This is a genomic window from Noviherbaspirillum sp. ST9 (genome assembly GCF_048799745.1).
In the GTDB taxonomy this organism is placed as follows: Bacteria; Pseudomonadota; Gammaproteobacteria; order Burkholderiales; family Burkholderiaceae_D; genus Noviherbaspirillum.
Map to the genome: position 1 here is coordinate 143,961 of NZ_JBLWFR010000010.1, position 25,243 is coordinate 169,203.

A 25,243-nucleotide genomic window follows, 5' to 3' on the forward strand; every position below is an offset into this window, starting at 1 on the left:
CGGTCTGGGATCAGGTTTGATCGAGCTCGTCGAGCGCTTCCTCATCAAGCTCCTGCAGGTGCGTGATGTCGCCCCAGTGTTCGATCTTCAGCTTCGACCCGTCCCAGGTGAACCGGTTGACGCTCGCGTTGAAGATGTCGAAGTCGCGCGCGTGCGAAAATCCAAGCCCTTGTGCTGCACGGTAGGCGCATTCGAGCACCCCACCATGTGCAACCATTGCCACGCGACGGAACTTGTTCTCCGTGACGATGCGCGTAATGGTCGCGACGACGCGCTGCGAGAATTCGCGCAGTGTTTCCGCAATGTGGACGCCTTCCGGAAAACGTGCGTCGATGTCGCGCGCCTGCCAGGCCGTGTAGGCTTCCGGATAACGCTGGCTGACTTCCCCGTACAACATGCCTTCGAACGCGCCGTAGCAGCGTTCGCGCAATCCGCGATCCAGATGCACTTGCATGCCGCGCGGAGCGGCGATCGCCTCCGCAGTCTGGCGCGCACGTTGCAGGTCGCTGGAAAAAACCGCATCCAGCGGCTTGTCGCGCAGTGCGCGGCCAAGCGCGGCCGCCTGGCGCTCGCCTTCCTCATTCAGAGGGATATCGAGATGGCCCTGCAGCCGCCGCTTCGCGTTCCATGCCGTTTCGCCATGGCGGATCAAGAGGATTTCAGTCACACGTACTCCAATGTTTCTCAGCCCGCGAGTTTCGGGTTGAGCGTATAGGTTCCGGTTAATTTCGCTTCCGCGAGGACATGGCCCTTCAGTGCATCGCGCACCTGCTGGCCGGTGAACTTGCCCTCGACCTTGAGTCCCTCAACGTCCAACGCATACAGAGTGAACACGTAGTGGTGCACGATGGAATCGTTCCAGGGCGGGCACGGGCCGTCGTAACCGAAATAGTCGCCCGACATGTCCTTGTCGCCCGCAAACCAACCGGTGTAGTCATTGATACCGTGCCTTCCGGGCAGGCCGCCGCTGATGGCCGGACCTGGCTTGCCGCGTGCGCTTACTTCCTTGCTGTACTGGCCTGCGGCAATCGCATCCAAGTTCGGAGGGAGATCGACCATCACCCAATGGAAAAAATCCACGCGCGGCAGATCGGCCGGCACGGTTTTGCCTTCCTGGTTCACATCGTCGCCGCGCGACGGCACGTCATAGTCGTGGCAAACCAGCGCGAACGACTTGGTGCCGGTCGGCACCTCGCTCCAGGCGAGATGCGGGTTCTTGTTAGACGACAGCGCAACATGCGTCTTCGGATCGATGACACCAAACGCAAACTCGCCGGGAATGACACCACCATCCTTGAATGAATCGCTCCAGAGTTTCATCGAGGCCTCCTTGTTGGTTGGGTTGTGATGCGTATTGTGATTCAGGACAGGTTTTGCGGCTTGATCTGCAACCAGAAGGTGACGGGACCGTCATTGGTCAGCGAAACCTGCATGTCGGCACCGAATTCGCCAGTCTCGACGGTTGCATGCCTTGTCCGCGCCTTCTCCACGAAATAGTCGAACAGTCGCTTCCCGTCCGCGGGTGGCGCGGCCGGCGTAAAAGACGGCCGCGTTCCCGACTGCGTATCCGCCGCAAGGGTGAACTGCGGCACCAGCAGCAGGCCGCCCTGCACATCCGTAATGCTGCGATTCATCTTCCCTGCGTCGTCGGAGAACACGCGATACGAGAGCAGCTTCGCCAGCAAGGCATCCGCCTCCTTCTCGGTGTCGTTGCGCTCGGCGCAAAGGAGTACCATCAGTCCTTGCTTGATAGCGCCGACAGTAGCGCCGCCGACAACGACATTGGCCTCGCGAACCCGCTGCAACAGCCCGATCATGCGAGCGTGACGCGGGCGAACTTGCGCTTGCCGACCTGCAGCACGAAGGTGCCGGCGTCGACTTTCAATGCCTTGTCGCTGACTGTTTCGCCATCGATACGCACGCCACCCTGCTCGACCATGCGCAGCGCCTCGGACGAGGATGCACACAGGTTTGCCTGCTTGAGCAGCTGGCCAATGCCGACGGGCGCGCCACTGAGGCTGATTTCCGGAATGTCGTCCGGAATGCCGCCCTTTGCGCGGTTGTTGAAGTCCGCCAGCGCATCTTCCGCGGCCTTTTGCGAATGAAAGCGCGTGACGATTTCCTGGGCGAAAAGCACCTTGATATCGCGCGGATTGCGGCCGCCTTCGACATCCTTTTTGAACTGCGCGATCTCGGCAATGGAGCGGAACGACAACAGTTCGTAGTAGCGCCACATCATGGTGTCCGAAATGCTCATCAGCTTGGCGAACATGGTATTCCCCGGCTCGGTGATGCCGACATAGTTGCCCTTGGACTTGGACATCTTTTCGACACCGTCCAGGCCTTCAAGCAAGGGCATGGTCAGGATACATTGCGGCTCCTGGCCGTAATCTTTCTGCAGTTCGCGTCCAACCAGCAGGTTGAATTTCTGGTCGGTACCGCCGAGCTCCAGGTCGGACTGCAGCGCGACCGAGTCGTAGCCCTGCATCAACGGGTACAGGAATTCATGCACCGAAATGGGCGTGCCGGCTTTGAAACGCTTTGTAAAATCGTCACGTTCGAGCATGCGCGCAACGGTATATTTTGCAGCGAGCTGAATCATGCCCCGGGCGCCCAGCGGATCGCACCACTCGGAGTTGTAACGGATCTCGGTACGCGATGGATCGAGCACCAGGCTGGCCTGGGCGAAGTAGGTCTTGGCGTTTTCCTCGATCTGCTCCTTGGTCAGTGGCGGACGTGTCGCATTGCGGCCGGACGGATCGCCGATCATCGAGGTGAAGTCGCCGATCAGAAAGATCACGTTGTGGCCCAGATTTTGCAACTGCCGCATCTTGTTCAGCACAACGGTGTGACCGAGGTGCAGGTCCGGTGCGGTCGGGTCAAGACCGAGCTTGATGCGCAGGGGCTTGCCGGTTTTCTCGGAGCGCGCCAGCTTTTGGGCGAATTCAGCTTCGATCAGCAGTTCATCGACACCGCGTTTGGTCACTGCCAGGGCTTCCAGCACGGAGTCCGACAGGGCAAGTGACTCAACCGGTTTATTGTTCGTTTGCAAATTCTGGGAGTCGTTCATGAGCTGAGGAAAATTAAGAAATGGGGTGAAAATTCAATACCATGTGTTTGGTATAATTGCTGCTCATTTTCAACTTGCAGCAGAGCAACACAGCAGCAACTCGAAAAAGCGGAGCTTGCAACGCGGCACCGCAACCCGTTTGGGAATATCGTGCAGCCATTCGATTCCACGGCAGCACCCCAAGCTGGCTTGTCCGCAATGACTACTTGCAAGCTCACGGGCATTTTCAGAAATCATGTCGATCGCCTCAAGGCCGGTGACAGCAGCGTTTTTGTGCGCTCATCACCGCAGCATACCGGCGGATCCGCTTTCTGGTAGCGCCCTCGGTCAAAACAGCAGATTTTAACTTATTGCATGCTCACTACAGACAAAATCCTGAAACTGGGCTCGAGCAGCAAGCAACTCTTCGCATCGTCGCGCAAAACGCGCGTCGTCTACGCGTCCGCGATCTTCCTCGCCGTCATTGCATTTGGCGCCGCCGGCGTCGCGCCAATGGCCCCGGACGCAGCCGACCTCCCGGTGAAGTCGATCGTCGAAGAACTTGCCGTGCCCAGCCTGTCGGAGCAGATCGCCAAATTGCAGGCCGACGACCAGTTTTACCTGCGCGAGGAAAAAGTCCGCCCGGGCGACACGCTGGCAACCCTGTTGTCCCGCCTCGGCGTCCACGACGACACGGCCACGAACTTCATCAAGGCTGACCGTATTGCTTACGGCGTCCTCAAGCTCAAGGCAGGTCGCCGCGTCCAGGCGCAAACCAACAGCGAAGGCCAGCTCCAGCGCCTGACCGCGGTGTTGAGCGAAGGAAGCGGCCAACCGGTCCGCAATCTCGTCATCACGCGCGAAGCAAACGGCTTCAGCGCCACCGAAGACTCCGCAACCGTGGAGCGACGCATCGAAATGCGCACCGGGGAAATCCGTTCATCCCTGTTTGCAGCCACCGACGCCGCGCAAATCCCGGATCACGTGGCAATGCAGATTGTTGACATGTTTTCCACGAACATCGACTTCGCGTCGGACCTGCGCCGCGGCGACCGGTTCAACGTCGTCTACGAAACATTCTGGCAAAACGGCGAAATCATCCGTACCGGTCGCGTGCTGGCCGGCGAGTTCTACAACGGCGCCAACAAGTACCAGTCGGTGTGGTTCGACGAACCGGGCAGCAAGCAGGGTGGCGGCTACTACACCTTCGACGGTAAGGCGCTCAAGAAGGCCTTCCTGAAGTCGCCGCTGGAATTCAGCCGCGTCTCGTCAGGCTTCTCGATGCGCGTGCACCCGATTTCCGGCAAGTGGAAGCAGCACAAGGGTGTCGATTTCGCCGCCGCGACGGGAACGCCTATCCGGGCAGCCGGCGACGGCGTGATCGATTTCGCCGGCACCCAGGGCGGATACGGCAATGTCGTGGTGATCAAGCACTGGAACAACTATTCGACCGCCTACGCCCACATGAGCCGATTCGCGGCCGGCATGCGCAAGGGCGCGAAGGTCAACCAGGGCGAAGTCATCGGCTATGTCGGCAGCACCGGCTGGTCGACCGGCCCGCACCTGCACTATGAATTCCGCGTCAACAACGAGGCGCGCGATCCGATGTCGATCAATATCCCCAACGCGCAGCCTCTGGCGGGTGCCGACCTGCAGCGTTTCAAGTCGGTAGCGGAAGATATGCGCCATCGCTTTGCCCTGCTGACCCCGCAGGACAACAGCATCAAGCTGGCATCGAAGTAATTCGGGCCGCTGCGCCATCAAACCGTTCAAGGGCCGGTACAATCCGGTGAATCCTTGAACGGTTTTTTTATGCCCGACCTCCAGACCAAGCGTTATATCGGACTGATGTCCGGCACCAGTCTCGACGGCGTCGACGGCGTGCTGGCCGACTTTTCGGGCGAAGGCTCGATCAGGACGATCGCCACCGCCTACCTGCCCTTTCCCCAGGCACTTCGTGACGACCTGCTTCGCCTGCAAGCGCCTACCGACAACGAGATCCACATCGAAGCGCTCGCCGCCAAAGGACTGGCGCAGGTATACGCCGAGTGCGTAGCGAAGCTCCTCGCCGATTCGGGCACGCCATGCGATGAGGTGACCGCAATCGGTGCTCACGGTCAGACCATTCGCCACCGTCCGGAACTGGGCTACACATGGCAGACCGGCAACCCAGCCCTGCTGGCCGAGCTGTCGCGTATCGATGTCATTGCGGATTTTCGCAGCCGCGATATCGCAGCCGGCGGTCAAGGTGCGCCACTCGTGCCGGCGTTCCACCAAGCGGTGTTCGGCAATGAGGAAGAAACGCGCGTCGTCGCAAATATCGGCGGCATCGGCAATATCAGTCTGCTCGACCGCGGGCAAACAACTTTTGGCTTCGACACCGGCCCAGGCAATGTACTGATGGATACCTGGATTGGCCAGCACCTTGGCCGAGGCTACGACGCCGATGGGGCGTGGGCTGCGAGCGGGAAGGAAATCCCGGCCCTGCTTGCCGACATGATGGCAGAGCCCTACATTGCGCTACCACCACCGAAAAGCACAGGGCGCGATCTGTTCCACGCACGGTGGCTGAACCATAAACTCGCCCCTCATGCGTCAGTACAACCGGAAGACGTTCAGGCAACTCTCGCCGCGTTTACTGCCGAGACGCTCGCCGACGCGGTGAGCCGGCATGCCCCTGCAGCAGCAGCCGTCTACGTGTGCGGCGGCGGCGCCTATAATCGATATCTGTTACAACGCCTTCGCCAATCGCTGCAACAAAGGCATCATCAGGCACAAGTCCATTCGACTGATGCATTGGGCATCTCACCGAATCATGTGGAGGCGTTGGCGTTCGCCTGGCTGGCGCAGCGTTTCGTCGAGCGCCAGGCAGGCAACCTTCCGGCGGCGACAGGTGCCAAGGGACCGCGCATTCTCGGGGCTCTCTACCCGGCCTGACTCTGAAACTTACTGCTTCTTGCCGAGATCGTTGCGCGCAACGACTTCGACGGTAATTTCCTTGCTGGAGATGTAATACGGCTTGTGTTCCGCGTCCGCGAAGAGGAGGCGCAAGGTGTGCTTCCCCGGAGGCAGGTCCAGCGTGGCTTCTGTTTCGCCTCTCGCGAAATGACGATACTTGTCGGTGAAGGGGATCGGCTTGATCAGCATTTCGTTGGTCAGCTTCTGGTTGATCAGCAGATGGTGATGGCCGGTGTTCTCCATTCGGACGCCGGCGGGCGCGATTCCCATGCCGACGAGGCCGAAGGCAATCCGGAACGGCGAGGTGACCTTGTCGCCGTCGCGCAAGTTCACAAAATACACCGCCTTGGCCTCGTTCACATAGGGGCGGGTACGCTCTGCGGCGGAATTCGACGAACAGAGGTCGGCTTCAGGTGTTGCCACATCCTTCGCTGCAAATGCAGGAAAACTGACGGCAAACAGCGACAAAAGCACGTATCGGAGGAGAACCTGCATGACTGGTAGGAGACGGAGGGAAACGCGACATTATATTCCCCCCTATTTCATGCGGAATTTGTAAACAAAAAAAGCGCAGGCATAACCTGCGCTTTTTTGACCTGGAGCAAACTTGTCAGGCGGAGAACGACGATCCGCAGCCGCAAGTCGTAGTGGCGTTCGGGTTCTTGATGACGAACTGCGCGCCTTCGAGGTCATCCTTGTAGTCGATTTCCGCGCCGAGCAGGTATTGGTAGCTCATCGAGTCGATCAGCAACTGGACGCCGTTCTTGGTCATCGTTGTATCGTCTTCATTGACGATTTCGTCAAAGGTGAAGCCGTACTGGAAGCCAGAACACCCGCCGCCCTGCACGAACACGCGCAGTTTCAGGTCAGGGTTGCCTTCCTCTTCAATCAATTCCGCAACCTTGGCGGCAGCGCTGTCGGTGAAGACGATCGGATCGGGCATTTCGGTCACTGCATTCATTTCAAGCTCCTGCTAATTTCTAATGGCTTAATTATAGACGCTTGACGGAGATCACGTATTCGACAGCGCGAGTTTCAACACCGGCTCGCCAACCTGATCGTGCGTAAGCTTTCCTGCCACCAATGCACCCGTGTGCATTTCCAGCGCCTTGTAGTTCACATCTCCAGTTATGCGGGCGCGCGGCTGTAATTCAAGGAGTTCCGAAGAATAAACCGGTCCGACAATTTCGCCGTTGACGACAAGGTGCGCCGCGCGCACCTCGCCCTCCACCCTGGCGTGCTCGGAGATGACGAGCATGCAGGGCTCGTCGCCTTCGGCGACGACATTCCCCTTGACCTGCCCGTCGATCCGCAAACCGCCCTGGAAACGCACATTGCCTTCGATCCTGGTCGAAATCCCGATGAGGCTGTCGATCGTGCCTTTGTTCTTGCGGCCTAACATGCTGGCTCTCCTTTACAAATTCGCGGCTTGTTGCGCGCGGACCTGGCCATTTTCGAGTACGCGTGCCTGGACCTGTTTGGTCGCGGCGCCTTCCGGCAAGGTGAGGACACCTTCGACACGCTGGTAATGCATGAAGCTGAGTTTGAACTTATCCTGATCGGCAGGGACTGCCGGAAAAGTCATCATAGCACTTTTGCCTTCCTGCAGAGTTGTCACCATGAGTTGCAAACTGCCAACGAAACGGCGATCCCCCTTGCCGCCTTGCATGATTAGCAATCGGTACCGCAGCTGGTTCGGCGCAACCTGGTCGATCTTCAGGCGCCTAATTGAAACACCGGCCGCACCGGTGGCGTTGGGCAGGAGGCTTTCAAAAAACGCAAGATCTTCCTTCAGGCGCGTATTCTCGGCCTCTAGCGTTTTTACCTGCGCCGCGAGCTGCTTTTGCGCAGAGCGCTCGATGTTGAGCTGGCTCTCCGCGGCATTCGAGGTCGTGGAAAGCTGGTCGCGCTCAACGGTGACCTTGTCGAGCTGCTCCTTGATCTCGACAAGCTGGGCGCGCGCATTATCTGGATTAACGGGCAAGAACTGGCCGGTACCGTATAACCACATTGCCGCCGCGCCGGCGATCGCTGCGAGGAGGACAATCAGGAGTCGCATCGGCCATGGCGTCCGCGTCCGGATCGTCATCCTTGGTGACGACACCGACATGCGCCGCCGCCAGAGTCGTAACTTCATTGAATTGAACAACGACGTCGATTGGGTCATGCAGAATCCGGTTGCTTAGGGCAATACCGGAATGTGCATCAATCCTGCCGATTCTTCAATACCGAACATGATGTTCATGCACTGTACACCCTGCCCTGCCGCGCCCTTGACCAGGTTGTCCTCGACCACGAGGATCACCAGCAGGTCGCCGCCATCGGGTCGATGCACGGCGATGCGCAGCTTGTTCGAGGCGCGTACCGAGCGTGTTTCGGGATGACTGCCGGCGGGCATGACATCGACGAACTTCTCGCCCTTGAAGTGGTTTTCGTACAACGCCTGGAAATCGGTGTCGCGTGCCTCCGGCAGGATGGTTGCGTAAAGCGTCGAGTGAATCCCGCGGATCATGGGCACCAGATGCGGCACGAACGTCAGGCCGATCTTGCGACCTGCAATCGCCTGCAGCCCTTGGGTCGTTTCCGGCAAATGGCGATGTCCTTTTACGCCGTAGGCCTTGAAGTTGTCCGCGGCTTCGGCGAGCAGCGTGTGCACTTCCGCCTTGCGGCCCGCGCCGGACACGCCGGACTTGCAGTCGGCAATCAGGTTCGACTCATTCACCAGCGGCTTGCCCTGTGCGAGCAGGGGCGCGTAGCCGAGCTGCATCGAGGTCGGATAGCAGCCGGGCAGGCCGATCACGCGAGCCTTCTTGATCGCATCACGATTCACCTCGGGCAGACCGTACACGGCTTCTTCAAGGATATCGGTGCAGGAGTGAGGCATGCCATACCACTTTTCGAATACTGCCGGATCCTTCAGGCGGAAGTCCGCCGCGAGGTCAATCACTTTCACGCCAGCAGCGAGCAGTTCGCGCGCCTGCGCCATCGCCACGCCGTGCGGCGTCGCGAAGAACACGACGTCGCACTCGGTCAGCTTCGCCTTCTCGGGAGTGGAAAACGCCAGGTCGACATGGCCGCGCAGGGACGGATACATGTCGGCGACCGGCATGCCGTCTTCCTTGCGCGACGTGATGGCGGTGAGTTGTACGTGAGGATGTGCGGCCAGCAGGCGGAGCAGCTCCACGCCTGTATAACCTGTACCGCCGACGATGCCGACCTTGATCATGATTTTTCCTTGCTGAAGTAATTGAACCCGAATCCAAAATTTTAACAGCGGTGCTCTCTGTGTCGCTGCGGCGCACTAGAAAGCAAAAAGCCGCCAGGCGCAAACCTGGCGGCTTTTCGATGTTCTGAAAACGCAGATTAGCGCTTGGAGAACTGCTTTGCGCGGCGTGCTTTACGCAGACCGACTTTCTTACGTTCGACTTCACGTGCGTCACGGGTGACGAAGCCTGCCTTGGACAGTTCTGCCTTCAGGCCTGCATCGTAGTCGATCAGCGCACGGGTAATACCATGGCGAACCGCACCTGCCTGGCCGGACTCGCCGCCGCCATGCACGTTGACGAGGATGTCGAAACGCTCGACGTTGCCGGTCAGTTCCAGCGGTTGACGGATGACCATCAGACCGGTTTCGCGGGAAAAGTATTCCGCTGCCGGCTTGCCGTTGACGACGATGTTGCCGCTGCCAGCCTTGATGAAAACGCGAGCCACTGCACTCTTGCGACGGCCGGTTCCGTAGTTGTAGTTACCGATCATGTCCGTTCCTTAGATTTCGAGTGCCTTGGGTTGCTGGGCGGAGTGCGGATGGTTGCCATCTGCGTACACCTTCAGCTTCTTGATCATTGCGTAGCCGAGCGGGCCCTTGGGCAGCATGCCCTTGACTGCCTTCTCGAGCGCGCGGCCCGGAAAACGCTGTTGCATTTTCAGGAAATTCGTTTCGTAGATACCGCCCGGATAGGTCGAGTGACGGTAGTAGGTCTTGTCCAGAGCCTTGTTGCCGGTCACGCGCAGCTTGCCTGCATTGATGACGACGATGAAGTCGCCCGTGTCGACGTGGGGAGTGAACTCAGGTTTGTGTTTGCCGCGCAGACGGAGTGCCACTTCGCTGGCGACACGTCCGAGAACTTTGTCCGTAGCGTCAATCACGAACCACTCGCGCTTCACCTCATGGGCTTTGGCGGAAAAGGTTTTCATGATGATGTCCTAAATAAAGAAAATACTCGCTCAAATCAGCGGCGGTTCCGCTAGTGAATCCAGCGGACTCAACCTTGTTATCTTTTCCTGAGCGAACGGAAAGCCTGAAATTTTAGCCTTTTCAAGGACTTGGAGTCAATTCGAATCTTTGAATCGTACCCATTATGCGAAAAAAAACCCGACACTGTGGGGCATCGGGTTCGAATCCACACCAAAGGAGAAGGGTGGAGGAGACATCTTTTGATCGTCATCGCGCTCGCGAAAATTGACAATCAGCAACAAAAATTTTAGCGATTTTTATTGTGCAATGCAAGAAAACCAGGCGGAGCAGGTGTCCGGGGCCGTTGCCAGACCAACCATTTCAAACCAGTTACAATGGGCGCCTTCCGAATCACGCGAGAACATCATGGAATGCACAGTACGCTGGACCGGACTTTCCGGCATGACCTTTATGGCAGAAACGGGCTCGGGCCACATTGTGACGATGGACGGCGCCCCTGAAGGCGGCGGGCGCAACCTGGCGCCGCGGCCGATGGAGGTTGTCCTGGCGGGCACCGGCGGCTGCACCGCCTACGATGTCGTGCTGATCCTCCGGAAAAGCCAGCAGGACGTGCGCGGATGTGACGTAACGCTGAAGTCGGAGCGCGCGGAAAAGGATCCCAAGGTCTTCACCAAGGTTCATTTCCATTTCACCGTACGGGGCCGCAATCTCAAGCCGAGCCTCGTCGAGCGAGCGATCAAGCTGTCGCATGAAAAGTACTGCTCCGCGTCGATCATGCTCGAAAAGACTGCCGAGATCACGCACTCTTTCGACATCGTGGACGACCTCGCGGATACCCCGGGACAGTAACCGCGCGCGACGCACTATATATAGTAGGCGGTCGTCGTCATGACCTTGGCCATGGCGCGCATTGCCGCCTGCACTGGCGCGGGCGTCGCCGCAGCGCCCATTGCCTGTGCGGCGGCGCCGTGCTCAATCTCATCCACGCGCATCTGTTCCACGATGGCCCGCGACTTTTCGTCGGCTGCCGGCAGGAGGGTGAGATGACTGTCCAGATGCGCTTCCACCTGCCGCTCGGTTTCAACGACAAAGCCAAGGCTTTGCGCATCCCCGATGCGTGCTGCAACAGCCCCCAGCGCATAAGCGCCGGCGTACCAGAACGGGTTGAGCAAGCTCACGCGTGATCCCAACTCCTCCAGCCGCTGCGCGGTCCAGGCGAGATGATCCTCTTCTTCGCGCCCCGCCTGGCGGAACTGCCGCTTCAATTCCTCGCTTCTTGAAAACGCGCCCTGCGCATCGTAGAGTGCCTGCGCGCAGACTTCTCCCACGTGATTGACGCGCATGAGTCCGGCGCTGCGCCGACGCTCCGCCTCATCGAGCTGCCCATCCGCAACTTTTGCCGCAGGATTGGGCCGGGAGGCGGACGCAACTCCCGACACGACTCGCACAACCTTGTCCACGCCGGAAATGAGCTCATCGATATTCAACATGGGTTACCCCCTCCCCGCAAAAGAATTGGAGCGCCACAAGTAGTGCGCAACAAAAACAAAAAAGCCGGCCTATCAGCGACTGAAATTCGAAGGACCGCTATTAATACCGAGCAAAATTCTGATCCGTTCCGTCGTCAAGCGGGAAATTTTCATAAAAGAAACAAAATCGCTCGACCAGCTTGCTATTTATTGCTGTAACAGCATTAATTTCCATTGTGCTGTTGTTACAAAGCGACATGATCGGCGGCCATATCCCAGAATCACCAAATTCTCTTTGCTCAAAATGGGGACATTTGATGAAATCGCTAATAGCTTCTTGACCAGAGAGTTCGGAAGTGTCGGCGGGGACGTTACCACTAGTGGCTTCGCTGAGTGCAATAGGCAATTCAAAAAAATTTTAGCACGCCAACCCTTGGAGATTTATTAATGAAGAAATCGCTTCTCGCACTGGCAGTTCTCGGTGCATTCGCAGGTGCCGCACAAGCTCAATCCAACGTGACCATCTACGGTTCGTTCGACGGCGGCGTCCGCCACACCACCAACGTTAATGCAGCCGGCGACAACAACCTGACCATGGGCTCGACCGGTACGTACAACTCCAACCGTATCGGCTTCAAAGGCGTTGAAGACCTCGGTGGTGGCCTGAACGCTCACTTCACCCTGGAAACCGGCTTCAACACCGGCACCGGCGCACTCGACGCCGCCAACACCCTGTTCAACCGTACCGCCGCTGTCGGTCTGGGCGGTGCATGGGGCTCCGTCGACCTCGGCCGTCAGTACACGGTTCCGTTCAAGACCATCGCCGCGTACGATCCGTTCGGCTACAAGTATCCTGGCATCGCTGACGCGGTTGCCTCCTCCGCCGGCACCCGTTACAACAACGACATCCAGTACATCGGCACCTTCGGTGCAGTGACCGTCCGCGCTGAATACGCTCTGGGCGAAGTTGCTGGCGACACCGGCGCAAACTCCGCCAAGTCCATCGGCGGTACGTTTGCTAGCGGCGCACTGTCCGTCGGCGGCGCATACAACCAGCGTGAAAACGCAACTGGCACGCTGAACACCGACTACTGGACCCTGGGCGCAGCCTACAAGTTCGGCCCGGCACGCGTGTCCGCTGGCTACGTGAACCAGGAAGCTGAACAAGCTGCTGGCGCAGATGCCAAGACCCGCTGGATGTGGGCTGGTGTCAACTACGCCATCACCCCGGCTGTCGAGCTGACCGGCGCGTTCTACAAGACCAAGCTGAGCGGCGCGACCACCGGCGACAAGGACAACCTGATGGTCGGCGCAACCTACGCCCTGTCCAAGCGCACCAACCTGTACGGCCTGGTCACCAGCAAGAAGTTTGACGGCGCGGCTACCGCCCTGTCCGCTGGCAACCGTCGTCAGCGCGACCTCGCTGTCGGCGTGAACCACCTGTTCTAATCGGATTGCACGGCCGGTTTCCGGCCGTCGATTCCATTGGATTGAAACGGGCTCGAAAGAGCCCGTTTTTTATTGATCGTCGGCTAAAGCATTCGCCCCAACTGCCGTAAATGCGGCTTAATCTCCGTCCATCGAGCTACGGCCCGGCTCACCAGATCGCACCAACTTGGTGCAATTAATGACTTTCTCGTCATTGCTTCTGCGCCACTTCGTTGCAAGAACACCACAGAAGCGCCAAGAAGCTGCTGCAAAACCGAAATTCTCTTTGTGGTCAGTCGCGATATTTGATGAAATATCCACCAGCTACCCGGTTAAACAAATGATCAGGAAGCTTCCTTCGGCAGGGACGTTCTCACTAGTGGCCTTGTCGAACGCACTACAAAAATCTTAGCTCGATAAACCTTTGGGGATTATTCAATGAAAAAATCGCTTCTCGCGCTCGCAGTTCTGGGCGCCTTCGCAGGCGCAGCTTCCGCACAAACCAACGTCACCATCTACGGTGTTGCTGACGTCGGCATCCAGCGCACGGACACCAGCGCAACCTCCGCGACCTGGAGCCTGAACAGCGGCATCTGGTCCGGCAGCCGTATCGGCTTCAAGGGTTCGGAAGATCTGGGCGGCGGTCTGTCCGCAATCTTCCAACTGGAAAACGGCTTCGCAATCGACACCGGCGCTCTGGGCACCGCTAACACCCTGTTCAACCGTCAGGCTTTCGTTGGCCTGAAGGGCGGCTTCGGTGCTGTGACCCTGGGTCGTCAGTACTCCCCGTACCACATCGCTCTGGACACCATCGACCCGTTCGAAACCGGTCTGGCTGGCGACACCACCCGTCTGTTCGCTTCCCACCTGACCACCGGCTATCCGATCCGCGTCAGCAACTCCATCGTCTACTCCGCACCGGCAATGGGTGGCCTGTCCGCTTCGTTGATCTACGGTCTGGGTGAGACCGCTGGTTCCGTGTCCGACAACAGCCAACTCGGCGTCGGCGCTGGCTATGCAAACGGCCCGCTGAACGTTCAGTTCGCATACCACACCACCAACGTCACCGCTGCTGGCGTTGACACCGACCACAGCTCCCTGCTGCTCGGCGGTAAGTTCAACTTCGGCGTTGCTACCCTGCACGCTGGTTTCGCTGACAACAAGAACGAAGTTGCTGGCGGCTCCAACAAGGCACGCAACTACCTGGTCGGCGTTTCCGCACCGATCGGCGCTGGCAAGCTGCTGGCTTCCTGGGTTCGTAACGACCTGCGCGGCGGCAACCTGACCGACGCTGACCAGTACGCTGTTGGCTACACCCACGGCCTGTCCAAGCGCACCGACCTGTACACGTCCTTCGCACGCACCAACGTTGACGTTGGCGCAGACGTGAACGTCTTCAACGTCGGTATGCGTCACAAGTTCTAATCAAACGCGGGCGCAAGCCTGCATTGATTTGAACGCAGTATCGAAAAGGCACCTTCGGGTGCCTTTTCTTTTTCAGCCTCGCTGCTGCCGCTTCGGCCGGAAAACGGAGGTGTCGGCGTAAAAGGCCGCATCCTGCCCCTCCCACCACCCCGGGACACCAAGTACCGGCAAGGGCGTGAAATCCGCACTGGTCAGGCCTGCTTCGAGTTGTTTGGCTACGATGTCGTCAATTCGATCGATCCGTTCCGTCCACGGTAAACGGAAGAATGCGGCGTCGACCAGCACCGGCCATGCGTGTGCGGTGACCGCCTTGTAAGGACGCACGAGTTTTTCCATGAGCGCATGGCCAAAAAGACTGACATGGCAGTCGCGCCAGAAGCACTCCCGTTGCGTCATGAGCGCCTCTGTCCACCGGTGGTCCTGTAGCGCCTCCAGCAGACCCGGGTTGCAGGTGACGAGCAGGGCGGCATTTTCATCGAAGAGGGTCGCCGCATCGCGCACCCTGCCCCTTCCCTTGCCCCCATGCGTTGCCCCTTGCATCTGGGCGCGCGCAATTTCGGCCGCCTGCAGCGCGTTGAGCTGGACCTTGATCTTGGGAAAAGTGAGCCAGACGAGGGCATTGAAAAAGTCGTGCAGGTTGTCGCGCGTCGGAACACCGCCGCTGGCACTGATGAAAGCTTCATAGGACATGCCTTCGGGCAGGCTGGCCTGTGGAACAAATCGAATAGGCCTACCGAGGTGATTGCGCAACTCCAGGACCTGCGCCGCCAGGCTCAGAGCATCGCGCCAGTCGTCGGCGTGCAGGAGCGGACGCGCGGTTTCCTCAATCGTCCCGAGCCAAGGGCGACGCCAATCGATCTCCGAAAGGAACGGCGGCCCGGCCATGAAGCAGCAGGCCTCAGGCAACCTTCCAGCCAATCGGCTCACCACCGTTCAGGGGCACGACCGTCGTTTCGCCCAGCGGCACTTCCGCGGGAAGGGTCCAGGTTTCACGATGCAGCGTAATGGTACCGGTGTTGCGCGGCAGGCCGTAGAAAGCGGGACCATTCACACTGGCGAAGGCTTCCAGCTTGTCCAGCGCGCCCGCTGCGTCGAATGCCTGGGCGTACAGTTCCATGGCATGCAGCGCGGTGTAGCAGCCGGCGCATCCGCAGGCGTGCTCCTTCAGTCCTTTCGGATGCGGCGCGGAATCGGTGCCGAGGAAGAATTTTGTGCTGCCGGAAGTGGCGGCTTGTACCAGCGCCTGGCGATGCACTTCGCGCTTGAGGACCGGGAGGCAGTAGTAATGCGGGCGGATTCCACCCTTGAAGATTTCGTTGCGGTTATACAGCAAGTGGTGGGCGGTGATCGTTGCACCGACCGGGCCGTCGGCGTCCGTCACGTACTGGGCGGCATCCTTGGTCGTAATGTGTTCGAACACTACCTTCAGCGCCGGCATGTCACGGCGCAGGGGCTCCATTACCTTGTCGATGAAGACCGCTTCGCGATCGAAGATGTCGACCGCCGGATCCGTCACTTCGCCATGGACGAGGAAAGGCATGCCGACTTCCTGCATGACTTCGAGCGTCTTGTAGCATTTCGACAATTGCGTCACACCGGCATCGGAATTGGTCGTCGCGCCAGCGGGATAAAGCTTCACCGCATGCACAAAGCCGCTGTTCTTTGCGCGGCGAATTTCATCGGGCGGCGTATTGTCCGTGAGATACAAGGTCATCAGGGGCTGGAAATCCATGCCCGCCGGCAGTGCGGCGAGGATGCGGTCGCGGTAGGCACCTGCCTGCTCGGTCGTCGTGACGGGCGGCTTGAGGTTCGGCATGACGATAGCGCGGGCAAACTGGCGTGCGGTATGCGGCAGCACGCTGGCCATTGTCGCGCCATCGCGCAGGTGGAGATGCCAATCGTCGGGACGGGTAAGGGTAATGCTGGAAAGGATTTGGGTAGGCATGGCGGTACTTTCTTGAGAGTGGCGTTATTGTACCCGCCGCATGCAAAAAAGAAGCCGCTTCGGCCGGGTGGCGGAAGCGGCTTTGGATGAGACCGAGACGTCAGTGCGTGATGATCTTCGCCAGGAAATCCCGCGCACGTTCGGAGCGCGGCGAGCCGAAGAATTCGTCCTTGGTGCAATCCTCGACGATGTAGCCCTTGTCCATGAAGACCACGCGGTTGGCGACCTTGCGGGCAAAGCCCATTTCGTGGGTCACCACCATCATCGTCATGCCTTCCTGCGCGAGGCCGACCATGACGTCGAGCACTTCGTTGATCATCTCCGGGTCGAGCGCCGAGGTCGGTTCGTCGAACAGCATGGCGATCGGGTCCATCGACAGCGCACGAGCAATCGCCACGCGCTGCTGCTGGCCGCCGGAAAGCTGGCCGGGGAACTTGTCCTTGTGCGCCAGCAGTCCGACGCGGTCGAGGTACTTCAAACCCTTCTCGGCCGCCTCTTCCTCGCTGCGGCCCAATACCTTGACCTGTGCCAGCGTCAGATTCTTGCGAATGGAGAGGTGCGGGAACAGCTCGAAGTTCTGGAACACCATGCCGATGTGGGAACGCAGTTTCGGCAGGTCGGTCTTCGGATCGCCGACGGAGACTTTATCGACGAAGATCTCGCCCTTCTGAAAGGGCTCGAGTCCGTTGACCGTCTTGATCAGGGTGGATTTGCCGGAGCCGGACGGGCCGCAAACTACCATGACGTCGCCCTTGGCGACGCTGGTATTGCAGTCAGTCAGGACCTGGAAGCTTCCGTACCATTTGCTGACATTTTTAATTTCAATCATTTCGTTATCCTTAGCGAATGATGGCGATGCGCTTCTGCAGGCGCTTGACCAGCGTCGACAGCACAAAGCAGAGGGCAAAATAAACGATGGCGACGAACAGGTACATCTCGACCACGCGGCTGTCGCGTTGCGCGATCTTGACCGACGCACCGACGAAGTCCGTCACGTTCAGGAGCGATACCAGCGAGACGTCCTGGAACAGCACGATGGTCTGCGTCAGCAGGATCGGGAGCATGTTGCGGAAGGCCTGCGGCAGGATCACCAGCTGCATCGACTGGCGATACGTGAGTCCCAGTGCATAGCCGGCGTAGACCTGTCCCTTGGGGATACTCTGGATGCCCGCACGCATGATCTCGCAGAAGTATGCTGCTTCGAACATGATGAAGGTGATGTAGGCCGAACGGTCGGCTCCGAGCTGGATCGGGCGCTCCGAACCGGTAATTGCCTGCAGCACGACCGGCACCAGAAAGTAGAACCAGAAGATCACCAGCAGCAGCGGGATCGAGCGCATCAGGTTCACGTAACCGGCAGCCAGCATCGAAAGCGGCTTGAACGCCGAGAGGCGCGCCATCGCAAGCAAGGTGCCGAAAATCGTGCCGCCAACAGCGGCTACCACCGTCAGTTGCAACGTATATTGCAGGCCGGTCAGCAGGTAGGGCCAGGTACGGGCGACGACATCAAAATCAAGATCACCCATTATTTACCTCCTGCGATATAACCGGGCACGGCAACCTTGCGCTCGATGAAGGCCATCACGCGGTTGGCCGTCATGGCGATCACGACGTAGATCAGCGTCGTGGCGGCGAAAACCTCGAAGTAGCGGAAAGTCATCTCGCCCATTTCACGCGTGCGGAAAAAGAGTTCGACCAGGCCGATGGAATAGGCCACGGCGGTATTCTTGATCAGGTTCATCACTTCCGACGTAAGCGGCGGGATGATGATGCGGTAGGCCATCGGCAGCAGCACGTAGCGGTAGGTCTGGATCTGCGTGAGGCCCAGCGCATAGCCTGCGTTGCGCTGCCCGCGCGACAGCGACTGTATACCCGAACGCACCTGCTCCGCGATACGCGACGAGGTGAAGAACCCCAGGCAAACGACGGCCGTCACGAACTGGTGCTCGGTCGGATCCAGCGTCACGACCCAAGCCTTGACCGCCGGGATGATGCCCGGAATGACGAAGTACCAGACGAAAAACTGGACGATCAGCGGAATGTTGCGGAACAACTCGACATACGCATTGCCGAGCTTGACCAGCCAGGTCTTGTCCGTGGTGCGCGCGACGCCGACGATCGAACCGAGTACGAATGCCATGATCCAGGCCAGTGCCGCGGTGGACAGCGTCCAGCCCAGGCCCGAAAGCAGCATCTCGATCCAGGTTCCGTCGCCGTCAGGCACCTGTTCGAAAAAAATCCCCAAATTCATTATTGTGTCTCCCAGCTTGCACGGCTTTGCGCCGCGCAATGGGCCGGTGCGCTTGCACCGGCCTTAAAAAAAGCCGGATTGGCGATGACGCCCCTCCGGCCCTGTTTCTACTGCAAAGCGATTACTGAACGCCCTTGTCGTTCGGGTTCTTGAACGCCTCGCGGATTGCCGGGGTCATCGGGAAGTTGATGTTGATGCCCTTCGGCGGGATCGGGCTCTGGAACCACTTGAAGTAGATCTTCTCGATCTCCCCCGACTTCATCACGGCGCCGACGGTCTTGTCGACCAGGGCCTTGAACTGCGGGTCATCCTTGCGCAGCATCATGCTGTACGGTTCCTGGCGCAGGGATTCCTGGATGATCTTGAAGTCGGCAGGATTACGCGAGTTGGCGATCTGGCCGGCCAGCAGGATGTCGTCCATCACGAAGGCTTGCGAACGGTCGTCGGCCATCAGCAGGAAGGATTCTGCGTGGTCCTTGCCGTAGATTTCCTTGACGTCGACGCTCTTGGTCTTTTCATAGGCCTTGAGCAGCGGCACGGACGTGGTGCCGGACGTGGTGGAGATCGTCTTGCCGCCGAGGTCGGCCAGCGAGTTGATGTTGGAGGTCTTCTTGACCGCTGCGGTCACGTTGACCACGAAGTAGGTCGGACCGAACGCCACTTGCTGCTGGCGCACGACGGAGTTGGTGGTCGAGCCGCACTCCAGGTCGATCGTGCCGTTCTGCAGCAGCGGGATGCGGTTGCTGGATGTGACCGGCTGCAGGTTCACTTTCAGGTTGGGCAGCTTGAGTTCCGTCTTCACCGCGTCGACGATCTTCATGCACAGGTCCATGGCGTAGCCGATGGGCTGCTGCTTGTCGTCGAGGTAAGAGAACGGTACGGAAGACTCGCGGTGACCCACGGTAATGGTGCCGGTGTCCTTGATCTTCTTCAGCGTTCCGGTCAGGTCTTGCGCTTGCGCCGTGCCGGCGATTGCTCCGGTGGCGATCAGGACGGTGATGAGCTTCGATAGTTTCATATTGTCTCCAGGAAAATGTTGCGAGGCCTAGTGTACCAAAAGGAAAGCTTTAAAAGCTGACTAGAAAGCATCCCGCGAGCCGGCTTTCAAATTGGATCCCTTCATTGCGAAAAACGTGCCATTGCGGCGGCACGTTGACTTCCTGCGGTTCGCCCCAGGAAAGTGCGCGAACCCTACGTGGTACTACGCACCGCTCCCCGCGATGGACACGCAAGGAACGAGACTGTTGAACCAGGAACGGGACTGCCGGCAGATCTGCCCTTCGATAAGCACGGTCCTTGATCGCGACTGCTCAAGGCCTGGAAGGGAGCGATGTCCTTGCGCAGACGGATGGCGTAAGGCTCGGCGGGAAAAGCATCGCCGACCACGACGAAGCCATTGGAGTTCTGCGCATGGATACGCAGACCAAACAATAGCACGCCGTTTGGCGAAAAGGCTTTGACTTGTTGTTGTGGCGCACGCGGATAGCGGCGTTGACGGGTCGCCTTCGAGGCTACCGGGGATATGGCATGCATAAGGTCTCCTGCTCATGCTGTGCTGCAACCAAGCGCCGCCTCCTTGTGTTCTGTTTGTGGCGGCTGCCTGTTTTCGATGCGGCGGGTCCGATGCCCGCCGCCCTTCTTTTACTATAGTCCGGCGCGTGCGATCAGGGGTAGAGGCCGCGCATCTCGCGCGCCTGCAGGACCCGGGTACATGCCACGATGAACGCGGCGGTACGCAGCGACACCTTCTTTTCCTCGGCGAGCTGCCAGACGGCGGTGAACGCTTCACGCATGATGCGCGTGAGCCGCTGGTTGATCTCGTCCTCGGTCCAGAAGAAGCTCGAGAAATCCTGCACCCATTCAAAGTAACTCACCGTCACGCCGCCTGCGTTCGCGATGACGTCGGGCACGACCAGCACACCCTTTTCATGCAGGATGTCGTCAGCCGCCGGCGTCGTCGGACCGTTGGCGCCTTCGAGAATGATCTTCGCGCGGATCTTGTCGGCATTGGCCGCAGTGATCTGCTGTTCGAGTGCGGCCGGGATGAGGATGTCGCAGTCCACTTCCCAGAAGCTGCCGCGGTCGGCAATCGCTTCCGCCCCGCCGAAGCCGGCAACGCTGCCGTGCTGCTTCACATGCGCCTGCAATGCGGTCACGTCGATGCCGGTGTCGCGAACGATGGTGCCGACGTGATCCTGCACTGCCACGACTGTTGCACCCGCCTCCGCAAACAGGCGCGCTGCAATGCCGCCGACGTTGCCGAAGCCCTGCACGGCGACACGTGCGCCCTTGATATCGAGGCCGCGCTTTGCCGCCGCTTCGCAGCCGACGACATACACGCCGCGGCCGGTTGCTTCATGACGCCCCAGGCTGCCGCCGAGGGAAATCGGCTTGCCGGTGACGACGCCGGTGGCGGTGCTGCCTTGGTTCATGGAGTAGGTATCCATCATCCACGCCATGACCTTTTCATTGGTGTTGACGTCCGGCGCCGGGATGTCCTTGTTGGGGCCGATGATGATGTTGATTTCGCTGGTATAGCGGCGCGTCATCCGCTGCAGTTCGCCGGTCGAGAGGGTGCGCGGATCGACACGGATGCCGCCCTTGGCCCCGCCGTACGGCACGTTGACCGCGGCGTTCTTGACCGTCATCCATGCGGAGAGCGCCATCACTTCCGAGAGCGTCACATCCTGGTGGAAACGCACGCCGCCCTTGCCCGGGCCGCGCGAGGTGTTGTGCTGGACGCGGTAGCCTTCGAAATGCGCAATGGTGCCGTCGTCGCGCTCGATGGGCACGTCGACGATCAGGATGCGCTTCGGGCGCTTCAGGGTTTCGACCCAGCGTGCGAGGGTGCCGAGGTGCGGCGTGACGCGGTCGATCTGTTCGAGGTAAACGCCCCAGGGGCCGATTTCGTGCGGCGTCAGGTAAGACGGCACTTCGTGTTTGCTGGACATGCTGCCACTGCTCCTTGTAGGTTCAGTCGCGCTTCATCGAATGTGTGAATCGCGATGGAAAGGATGCTATTGCAACGCGTTGCAGCAAATCCAATGCTTTGTGCGCATGTAACTATGCACGAAATGCATAGTTTGGGAATTTGTCGAATCAGGCGTTTGCGCGGCTAGTGCCGCGCTTGCGTGCGCGTGCTTTTGCCTGTGCCTGGCTGCGCTGCACGAGATAGTCCCAGAGTCGAGCAACGACTGGCTTGCCCGGTCGCTGCGAGGTAGGACGCTCGCGGTAGAGGCGGATTTCCATGTTGACCTCCCACTCGGCATTGCCGCCGTCGGCTCGGGCCAGCTGCTTCTGCTTGAGCTCGCGCGTGACGGCCGATTCCGGGAGGAACACGACGCCGTGTCCCTCGAGCGCCATCATCTTCAAGCCCTCGGCCATGTCGGTCTCGTAGCGCTTTTCGAGGTGCAGCGGACGCTTCGCGTCGGTGAGGATCAGCTCGACCATGCGGCCGAGATAGGCGTTACTGGTATAGGACAGGAAAGGCAGCGGCGACTTGGCGCTGCCGGGAAGGGAAAACTCCGGCGTACCGCTGCGGTTGCAACGCGCATACGCCCGCAAGGCTTCGTTGCCGAGGGTCAGCATTTCATAGCGGCTGGCGTCGAGCTGCACCGGCTGGCGCGGATGGTGATAGCACAGCAGGAGATCGCAGCCGCCCTCGACCATTGTCATGACGGCGTCGTGCACGTTCAGTGCGATCAAGCGCGTGCGCAGCGTGCCGAACCCCTCCTCCAGCTCCGTCATCCACTTCGGCATGAAGGTGAGCGAGAGCGTATGCGGCACTGCAAAATCAACGGTGGTCTGCGCAGTGGGACGCTTGCCCCGGAGGAGAGCGCGGGCGTTGTTGATCTGCCCCAGCATTTCCAGCGCCTGCTCATAGAACACCTCGCCCGCCGGCGTGAGCCGGGTCGGATAGGAGGTGCGGTCGATGAGGTCAGCGCCGAGCCAAGCTTCCAGCGACTGAATGCGGCGCGAAAACGCCGGCTGCGTCACATGGCGCAACTCGGCCGACCGGCTGAAGCTGCGGGTCTCGGCCAATGAGATGAAGTCTTCCAGCCACTTGGTTTCCATGCCGCTATGGTAGTCGCGTTCGGCGGCGAAGCAAAGCGCTTACGCGACGGCCGGCTCTTCCCCGAGCGGATCGGAACGTGGCGACGAGGCTGCCACTTCCTGGCGCGCCTGCTGGCGCTCCCACATCTGCGCATAGGCGCCACCGGTGGCGAGCAGCTGCGCATGGGTACCGCGCTCGATGATGCGTCCATGATCGAGCACAAGGATCTGCGCCGCATCGGCAATTGTCGACAGGCGGTGCGCGATCACCAGCGTAGTGCGGTTCTTTGCGATCTCCTTCAATTGCGCCTGGATCGCCTGCTCCGACTTCGAATCGAGGGCAGAGGTCGCCTCGTCGAAAATCAGGATCGCCGGATTCTTGAGCAGGGTGCGCGCAATGGCGACGCGCTGCTTTTCGCCTCCGGACAACTTCAGGCCTCGCTCGCCGACCATCGTGGCGTAGCCGTCGGGGAGGCTTTCGATGAAATCGTGGATGTAGGCCGCCTTGGCCGCGGCAATGATTTCGTCCTTGCTCGCATCCGGCTTGCCGTAGGCAATGTTGTACTCGATCGTGTCGTTGAACAGCACCGTGTCCTGAGGCACGATGCCGATCGACCTCCGCAGCGACACTTGCGTGACCGCGCGCAGGTCCTGGCCGTCGATGGTGATGCTGCCCTTGTTGATGTCGTAGAAGCGGAACAGCAGGCGCGACAGCGTGGATTTGCCCGAACCGCTGTGGCCGACGACCGCCGTGGTTGTTCCCGCAGGAATCGTGAAATCGACGTCGAAGAGGATCTGGCGCTTGGCCTCATAGCTGAAATCGACATGCCCGAAGCGCACCTCTGCGCCCTTGATGTCCAGCGGCTTCGCGTCCGGGCTGTCGGCAACTTCCTTGTGCTGATCGAGCAGCGTGAAGAGCCGTTCCATATCGGCCAGGCTTTGCTTGATTTCGCGATAGATCACGCCAAGGAAATTGAGCGGGATGTAGAGCTGGATCATGAAGGCGTTGACGAGCACCAGGTCGCCGAGCGTCATCGTGCCGTCGATCACACCTTGCGTCGCGCGCCACAAGATCAGCGTCACGGCAACCGCAATGATGAAGGACTGGCCTGTATTCAGGAGCGACAGGGACGTCTGCGATTTCACAGCCGCCGTTTCCCAGCTCTGCAGACTCTTGTCATAACGGCGTGCCTCGTAATCCTCGTTGCCGAAATACTTCACCGTTTCATAGTTGATGAGCGAATCGATCGCGCGGGTGTTTGCCTTGGAATCGAGGTCGTTCATCGTTCGGCGGAATGTGGTGCGCCATTCGGTGACCAACACCGTATAGGCGATATAGACGATGAGCGCGCCAAAGGTGATCACCGCAAACCAGACGTCGTAATGCAGCACGAGGTAGCCGATCACCAGCGAGATTTCGACCAGCGTGGGGAGGATGCTGTACAGCGTATAGGACACGAGCGACGAGATGCCGCGCGTGCCGCGCTCGATGTCGCGCGTCATGCCGCCGGTCTGGCGATTCAGGTGGAAGCGCAATGACAGCGCATGCAGGTGGCGGAATACTTTCAGTGCGACAGTACGCACGGCGCTCTGCGTGACCTTGGCAAACACGAACTCGCGCAACTCGGTGAACATCGTCGTGCACAATCGCAGCACGCCGTACGCAACCAGGATGCCGACCGGCAAGACCAGCAATGCACGCGGATTATCGGGGCTGATCGTCATGTGGTCGACCAGCGACTTGAGCACGATCGGCACACCGACGTTGGCCAGCTTGGCGCCGACCAGGAAAGTCAGCGCCAGCAGCATGCGCCATTTATAGGCCCAGAGATAGGGGAACAGCGTCTTGAGCGTCACCCAGTCATTGCGTGTTCCCTGGTTGGCTGGAGGCTCGGGCGATGATACGGGATGACGTCTCATGAAAATCGATCAACAAGTTTGGTTTATGCTGTTGCTTTAACGATTGTAGCCCAGCCCGTTTTTTCGGGCGGCTGCCCGCAACAGAGAGGAGAAGAAAATGACTGACCACCACACGACCCTGCCGGAGGGGAAGGTTCCGCAACTGCGCGTCATGCCGATGCCCGCCGATGCCAATGTGCACGGCGACGTGTTCGGCGGCTGGATCATGGCACAGGTCGACATCGCGGGTGCACTGCCCGCAGTGCGCCGCGCCAACGGACGCGTCGCGACAATCGCCGTGAATTCCTTCCTGTTCAAGCAGCCGGTATTTGTCGGCGACCTGCTTTCCTTCTACGCGGAAGTCGTCAAGGTCGGCAACACCTCGATTACCGTCAATGTCGAGGTCTACGCGGAGCGCAACCGCCTGCAGGTGGAAACCGTAAAGGTAACGGAAGCCACGCTGACCTACGTCGCCACCGACGAGGAGCGCAAGCCGCGCCAGTTGCCGCCGCTGCAAGGATGAGCGTCCACGCATTCCCTGCAACAACACGTTGCGCTCCTGATTTGACTG

The 25,243-nt window shown here is 59.7% G+C and carries 28 protein-coding genes; 6 read left to right on the forward strand and 22 right to left on the reverse strand.

The genetic code is table 11. From position 1 onward, the window contains the following. Positions 1-10: 10 nt before the first annotated feature. Genes ACNOHI_RS21960 through tyrS form a run of 4 tightly spaced genes read right to left on the reverse strand, consistent with a single transcriptional unit; the run spans position 11 to position 3,052 of the window. Positions 11-667 carry a histidine phosphatase family protein gene (locus ACNOHI_RS21960; RefSeq protein WP_420476841.1) on the reverse strand — a complete coding sequence of 219 codons (657 nt, stop codon included), beginning with the start codon at positions 665-667 and terminating at the stop codon, positions 11-13. A gap of 17 nt (positions 668-684) precedes the next feature. Continuing rightward, positions 685-1,320, reverse strand: coding sequence for a YbhB/YbcL family Raf kinase inhibitor-like protein (locus tag ACNOHI_RS21965; protein WP_420476842.1), 636 nt, complete (start codon positions 1,318-1,320; stop codon positions 685-687). Positions 1,321-1,361: 41 nt separating this feature from the next. Beyond that, on the reverse strand, positions 1,362-1,817 hold the full coding sequence (gene dtd, locus ACNOHI_RS21970; RefSeq protein ID WP_420476843.1) for a D-aminoacyl-tRNA deacylase: 456 nt from the start codon (positions 1,815-1,817) through the stop codon (positions 1,362-1,364). Further along, entirely contained in the window at positions 1,814-3,052 is a 1,239-nt protein-coding gene (tyrS, locus tag ACNOHI_RS21975; protein WP_420476844.1) for a tyrosine--tRNA ligase, read from the reverse strand. Before tyrS ends, dtd begins: the two co-directional genes overlap by 4 nt. A gap of 372 nt (positions 3,053-3,424) precedes the next feature. On the opposite strand from tyrS, the gene ACNOHI_RS21980 reads away from it, so the two are divergent. Together ACNOHI_RS21980 and ACNOHI_RS21985 are read left to right on the forward strand one after the other, a co-directional pair. Further along, positions 3,425-4,792 (forward strand): M23 family metallopeptidase, encoded by a 1,368-nt coding sequence (locus tag ACNOHI_RS21980; protein WP_420476845.1) that lies wholly within the window; start codon positions 3,425-3,427, stop codon positions 4,790-4,792. A gap of 69 nt (positions 4,793-4,861) precedes the next feature. Beyond that, positions 4,862-5,986, forward strand: a complete 1,125-nt coding sequence (locus ACNOHI_RS21985) for an anhydro-N-acetylmuramic acid kinase (protein ID WP_420476888.1) — start codon at positions 4,862-4,864, stop codon at positions 5,984-5,986. Between the two features lie 9 nt (positions 5,987-5,995). On the opposite strand, the gene ACNOHI_RS21990 is transcribed toward ACNOHI_RS21985, so the two are convergent. The 7 genes from ACNOHI_RS21990 to rplM form a co-directional block, all read right to left on the reverse strand. Next, positions 5,996-6,430, reverse strand: a complete 435-nt coding sequence (locus tag ACNOHI_RS21990) for a DUF4399 domain-containing protein (protein ID WP_420476846.1) — start codon at positions 6,428-6,430, stop codon at positions 5,996-5,998. A gap of 187 nt (positions 6,431-6,617) precedes the next feature. Beyond that, positions 6,618-6,968 (reverse strand): iron-sulfur cluster insertion protein ErpA, encoded by a 351-nt coding sequence (erpA, locus tag ACNOHI_RS21995; protein WP_420476847.1) that lies wholly within the window; start codon positions 6,966-6,968, stop codon positions 6,618-6,620. Between the two features lie 51 nt (positions 6,969-7,019). Further along, positions 7,020-7,409 carry a bactofilin family protein gene (locus ACNOHI_RS22000; RefSeq protein ID WP_420476848.1) on the reverse strand — a complete coding sequence of 130 codons (390 nt, stop codon included), beginning with the start codon at positions 7,407-7,409 and terminating at the stop codon, positions 7,020-7,022. Positions 7,410-7,421: 12 nt separating this feature from the next. After that, complete coding sequence (locus ACNOHI_RS22005) at positions 7,422-8,174, reverse strand: DUF6776 family protein (protein WP_420476849.1); 753 nt, start codon at positions 8,172-8,174, stop codon at positions 7,422-7,424. A 15-nt stretch (positions 8,175-8,189) separates the two neighbouring features. Then, entirely contained in the window at positions 8,190-9,233 is a 1,044-nt protein-coding gene (argC, locus tag ACNOHI_RS22010) for an N-acetyl-gamma-glutamyl-phosphate reductase (RefSeq protein WP_420476850.1), read from the reverse strand. A gap of 137 nt (positions 9,234-9,370) precedes the next feature. Next, a complete protein-coding gene (gene rpsI, locus ACNOHI_RS22015; RefSeq protein ID WP_420476851.1) occupies positions 9,371-9,763 on the reverse strand; it encodes a 30S ribosomal protein S9 in 393 nt (130 codons plus the stop codon). 9 nt (positions 9,764-9,772) lie between these two features. Further along, positions 9,773-10,201, reverse strand: a complete 429-nt coding sequence (rplM, locus tag ACNOHI_RS22020; RefSeq protein WP_420476852.1) for a 50S ribosomal protein L13 — start codon at positions 10,199-10,201, stop codon at positions 9,773-9,775. 406 nt (positions 10,202-10,607) lie between these two features. On the opposite strand from rplM, the gene ACNOHI_RS22025 reads away from it, so the two are divergent. Further along, complete coding sequence (locus ACNOHI_RS22025) at positions 10,608-11,051, forward strand: OsmC family protein (RefSeq protein WP_420476853.1); 444 nt, start codon at positions 10,608-10,610, stop codon at positions 11,049-11,051. Positions 11,052-11,065: 14 nt separating this feature from the next. On the opposite strand, the gene coq7 is transcribed toward ACNOHI_RS22025, so the two are convergent. Next, entirely contained in the window at positions 11,066-11,692 is a 627-nt protein-coding gene (gene coq7 / locus ACNOHI_RS22030; protein WP_420476854.1) for a 2-polyprenyl-3-methyl-6-methoxy-1,4-benzoquinone monooxygenase, read from the reverse strand. Between the two features lie 426 nt (positions 11,693-12,118). On the opposite strand from coq7, the gene ACNOHI_RS22035 reads away from it, so the two are divergent. Together ACNOHI_RS22035 and ACNOHI_RS22040 are read left to right on the forward strand one after the other, a co-directional pair. Continuing rightward, positions 12,119-13,120 (forward strand): porin, encoded by a 1,002-nt coding sequence (locus ACNOHI_RS22035; protein WP_420476855.1) that lies wholly within the window; start codon positions 12,119-12,121, stop codon positions 13,118-13,120. 417 nt (positions 13,121-13,537) lie between these two features. Further along, positions 13,538-14,524, forward strand: coding sequence for a porin (locus ACNOHI_RS22040; RefSeq protein WP_420476856.1), 987 nt, complete (start codon positions 13,538-13,540; stop codon positions 14,522-14,524). 72 nt (positions 14,525-14,596) lie between these two features. Here the strand turns inward: ACNOHI_RS22040 and ACNOHI_RS22045 are convergent, their stop codons facing one another. The 10 genes from ACNOHI_RS22045 to ACNOHI_RS22090 form a co-directional block, all read right to left on the reverse strand. Beyond that, complete coding sequence (locus ACNOHI_RS22045) at positions 14,597-15,409, reverse strand: DUF3025 domain-containing protein (RefSeq protein WP_420476857.1); 813 nt, start codon at positions 15,407-15,409, stop codon at positions 14,597-14,599. 13 nt (positions 15,410-15,422) lie between these two features. Further along, the gene (gene pyrC, locus ACNOHI_RS22050) at positions 15,423-16,469 is read right to left on the reverse strand and encodes a dihydroorotase (RefSeq protein ID WP_420476858.1); all 1,047 of its coding nucleotides are present in this window, start codon (positions 16,467-16,469) and stop codon (positions 15,423-15,425) included. A 100-nt stretch (positions 16,470-16,569) separates the two neighbouring features. Continuing rightward, entirely contained in the window at positions 16,570-17,298 is a 729-nt protein-coding gene (locus tag ACNOHI_RS22055; protein ID WP_420476859.1) for an amino acid ABC transporter ATP-binding protein, read from the reverse strand. A gap of 10 nt (positions 17,299-17,308) precedes the next feature. Further along, a complete protein-coding gene (locus tag ACNOHI_RS22060) occupies positions 17,309-17,995 on the reverse strand; it encodes an amino acid ABC transporter permease (RefSeq protein WP_420476860.1) in 687 nt (228 codons plus the stop codon). Further along, entirely contained in the window at positions 17,995-18,720 is a 726-nt protein-coding gene (locus ACNOHI_RS22065; RefSeq protein ID WP_420476861.1) for an amino acid ABC transporter permease, read from the reverse strand. Before ACNOHI_RS22065 ends, ACNOHI_RS22060 begins: the two co-directional genes overlap by 1 nt. Before the next feature lie 121 nt (positions 18,721-18,841). Continuing rightward, on the reverse strand, positions 18,842-19,738 hold the full coding sequence (locus ACNOHI_RS22070; protein ID WP_420476862.1) for a transporter substrate-binding domain-containing protein: 897 nt from the start codon (positions 19,736-19,738) through the stop codon (positions 18,842-18,844). A gap of 173 nt (positions 19,739-19,911) precedes the next feature. Then, positions 19,912-20,253: a hypothetical protein gene (locus tag ACNOHI_RS22075; protein WP_420476863.1), complete on the reverse strand. Its 342-nt coding sequence runs from the start codon at positions 20,251-20,253 to the stop codon at positions 19,912-19,914. A 131-nt stretch (positions 20,254-20,384) separates the two neighbouring features. Then, the gene (locus ACNOHI_RS22080; protein ID WP_420476864.1) at positions 20,385-21,671 is read right to left on the reverse strand and encodes a Glu/Leu/Phe/Val family dehydrogenase; all 1,287 of its coding nucleotides are present in this window, start codon (positions 21,669-21,671) and stop codon (positions 20,385-20,387) included. A 148-nt stretch (positions 21,672-21,819) separates the two neighbouring features. Next, positions 21,820-22,794, reverse strand: a complete 975-nt coding sequence (locus tag ACNOHI_RS22085; RefSeq protein WP_420476865.1) for a LysR family transcriptional regulator — start codon at positions 22,792-22,794, stop codon at positions 21,820-21,822. Between the two features lie 39 nt (positions 22,795-22,833). Next, positions 22,834-24,693 carry an ABCB family ABC transporter ATP-binding protein/permease gene (locus ACNOHI_RS22090; RefSeq protein ID WP_420476866.1) on the reverse strand — a complete coding sequence of 620 codons (1,860 nt, stop codon included), beginning with the start codon at positions 24,691-24,693 and terminating at the stop codon, positions 22,834-22,836. Positions 24,694-24,790: 97 nt separating this feature from the next. On the opposite strand from ACNOHI_RS22090, the gene ACNOHI_RS22095 reads away from it, so the two are divergent. After that, the gene (locus ACNOHI_RS22095; protein ID WP_420476867.1) at positions 24,791-25,195 is read left to right on the forward strand and encodes an acyl-CoA thioesterase; all 405 of its coding nucleotides are present in this window, start codon (positions 24,791-24,793) and stop codon (positions 25,193-25,195) included. The last annotated feature ends 48 nt before the right edge of the window (positions 25,196-25,243 follow it).

Coding starts and splice junctions, on each gene's coding strand:
- ACNOHI_RS22060 (WP_420476860.1), bottom strand. CDS start 17,995: ATGGGTGATCTTGATTTTGATGTCGTCGCCCGTACCTGGCCCTACCTG.
- ACNOHI_RS22000 (WP_420476848.1), bottom strand. CDS start 7,409: ATGTTAGGCCGCAAGAACAAAGGCACGATCGACAGCCTCATCGGGATT.
- coq7 (WP_420476854.1), bottom strand. CDS start 11,692: ATGTTGAATATCGATGAGCTCATTTCCGGCGTGGACAAGGTTGTGCGA.
- ACNOHI_RS22055 (WP_420476859.1), bottom strand. CDS start 17,298: ATGATTGAAATTAAAAATGTCAGCAAATGGTACGGAAGCTTCCAGGTC.
- ACNOHI_RS22065 (WP_420476861.1), bottom strand. CDS start 18,720: ATGAATTTGGGGATTTTTTTCGAACAGGTGCCTGACGGCGACGGAACC.
- rpsI (WP_420476851.1), bottom strand. CDS start 9,763: ATGATCGGTAACTACAACTACGGAACCGGCCGTCGCAAGAGTGCAGTG.
- ACNOHI_RS22095 (WP_420476867.1), top strand. CDS start 24,791: ATGACTGACCACCACACGACCCTGCCGGAGGGGAAGGTTCCGCAACTG.
- ACNOHI_RS22085 (WP_420476865.1), bottom strand. CDS start 22,794: ATGGAAACCAAGTGGCTGGAAGACTTCATCTCATTGGCCGAGACCCGC.
- ACNOHI_RS22035 (WP_420476855.1), top strand. CDS start 12,119: ATGAAGAAATCGCTTCTCGCACTGGCAGTTCTCGGTGCATTCGCAGGT.
- ACNOHI_RS22080 (WP_420476864.1), bottom strand. CDS start 21,671: ATGTCCAGCAAACACGAAGTGCCGTCTTACCTGACGCCGCACGAAATC.
- rplM (WP_420476852.1), bottom strand. CDS start 10,201: ATGAAAACCTTTTCCGCCAAAGCCCATGAGGTGAAGCGCGAGTGGTTC.
- ACNOHI_RS22070 (WP_420476862.1), bottom strand. CDS start 19,738: ATGAAACTATCGAAGCTCATCACCGTCCTGATCGCCACCGGAGCAATC.
- ACNOHI_RS21980 (WP_420476845.1), top strand. CDS start 3,425: ATGCTCACTACAGACAAAATCCTGAAACTGGGCTCGAGCAGCAAGCAA.
- ACNOHI_RS22090 (WP_420476866.1), bottom strand. CDS start 24,693: ATGAGACGTCATCCCGTATCATCGCCCGAGCCTCCAGCCAACCAGGGA.
- ACNOHI_RS21985 (WP_420476888.1), top strand. CDS start 4,862: ATGCCCGACCTCCAGACCAAGCGTTATATCGGACTGATGTCCGGCACC.
- ACNOHI_RS22045 (WP_420476857.1), bottom strand. CDS start 15,409: ATGGCCGGGCCGCCGTTCCTTTCGGAGATCGATTGGCGTCGCCCTTGG.
- dtd (WP_420476843.1), bottom strand. CDS start 1,817: ATGATCGGGCTGTTGCAGCGGGTTCGCGAGGCCAATGTCGTTGTCGGC.
- ACNOHI_RS22005 (WP_420476849.1), bottom strand. CDS start 8,174: ATGACCCAATCGACGTCGTTGTTCAATTCAATGAAGTTACGACTCTGG.
- pyrC (WP_420476858.1), bottom strand. CDS start 16,469: ATGCCTACCCAAATCCTTTCCAGCATTACCCTTACCCGTCCCGACGAT.
- ACNOHI_RS22025 (WP_420476853.1), top strand. CDS start 10,608: ATGGAATGCACAGTACGCTGGACCGGACTTTCCGGCATGACCTTTATG.
- ACNOHI_RS21965 (WP_420476842.1), bottom strand. CDS start 1,320: ATGAAACTCTGGAGCGATTCATTCAAGGATGGTGGTGTCATTCCCGGC.
- argC (WP_420476850.1), bottom strand. CDS start 9,233: ATGATCAAGGTCGGCATCGTCGGCGGTACAGGTTATACAGGCGTGGAG.
- ACNOHI_RS22040 (WP_420476856.1), top strand. CDS start 13,538: ATGAAAAAATCGCTTCTCGCGCTCGCAGTTCTGGGCGCCTTCGCAGGC.
- erpA (WP_420476847.1), bottom strand. CDS start 6,968: ATGAATGCAGTGACCGAAATGCCCGATCCGATCGTCTTCACCGACAGC.
- ACNOHI_RS22075 (WP_420476863.1), bottom strand. CDS start 20,253: ATGCATGCCATATCCCCGGTAGCCTCGAAGGCGACCCGTCAACGCCGC.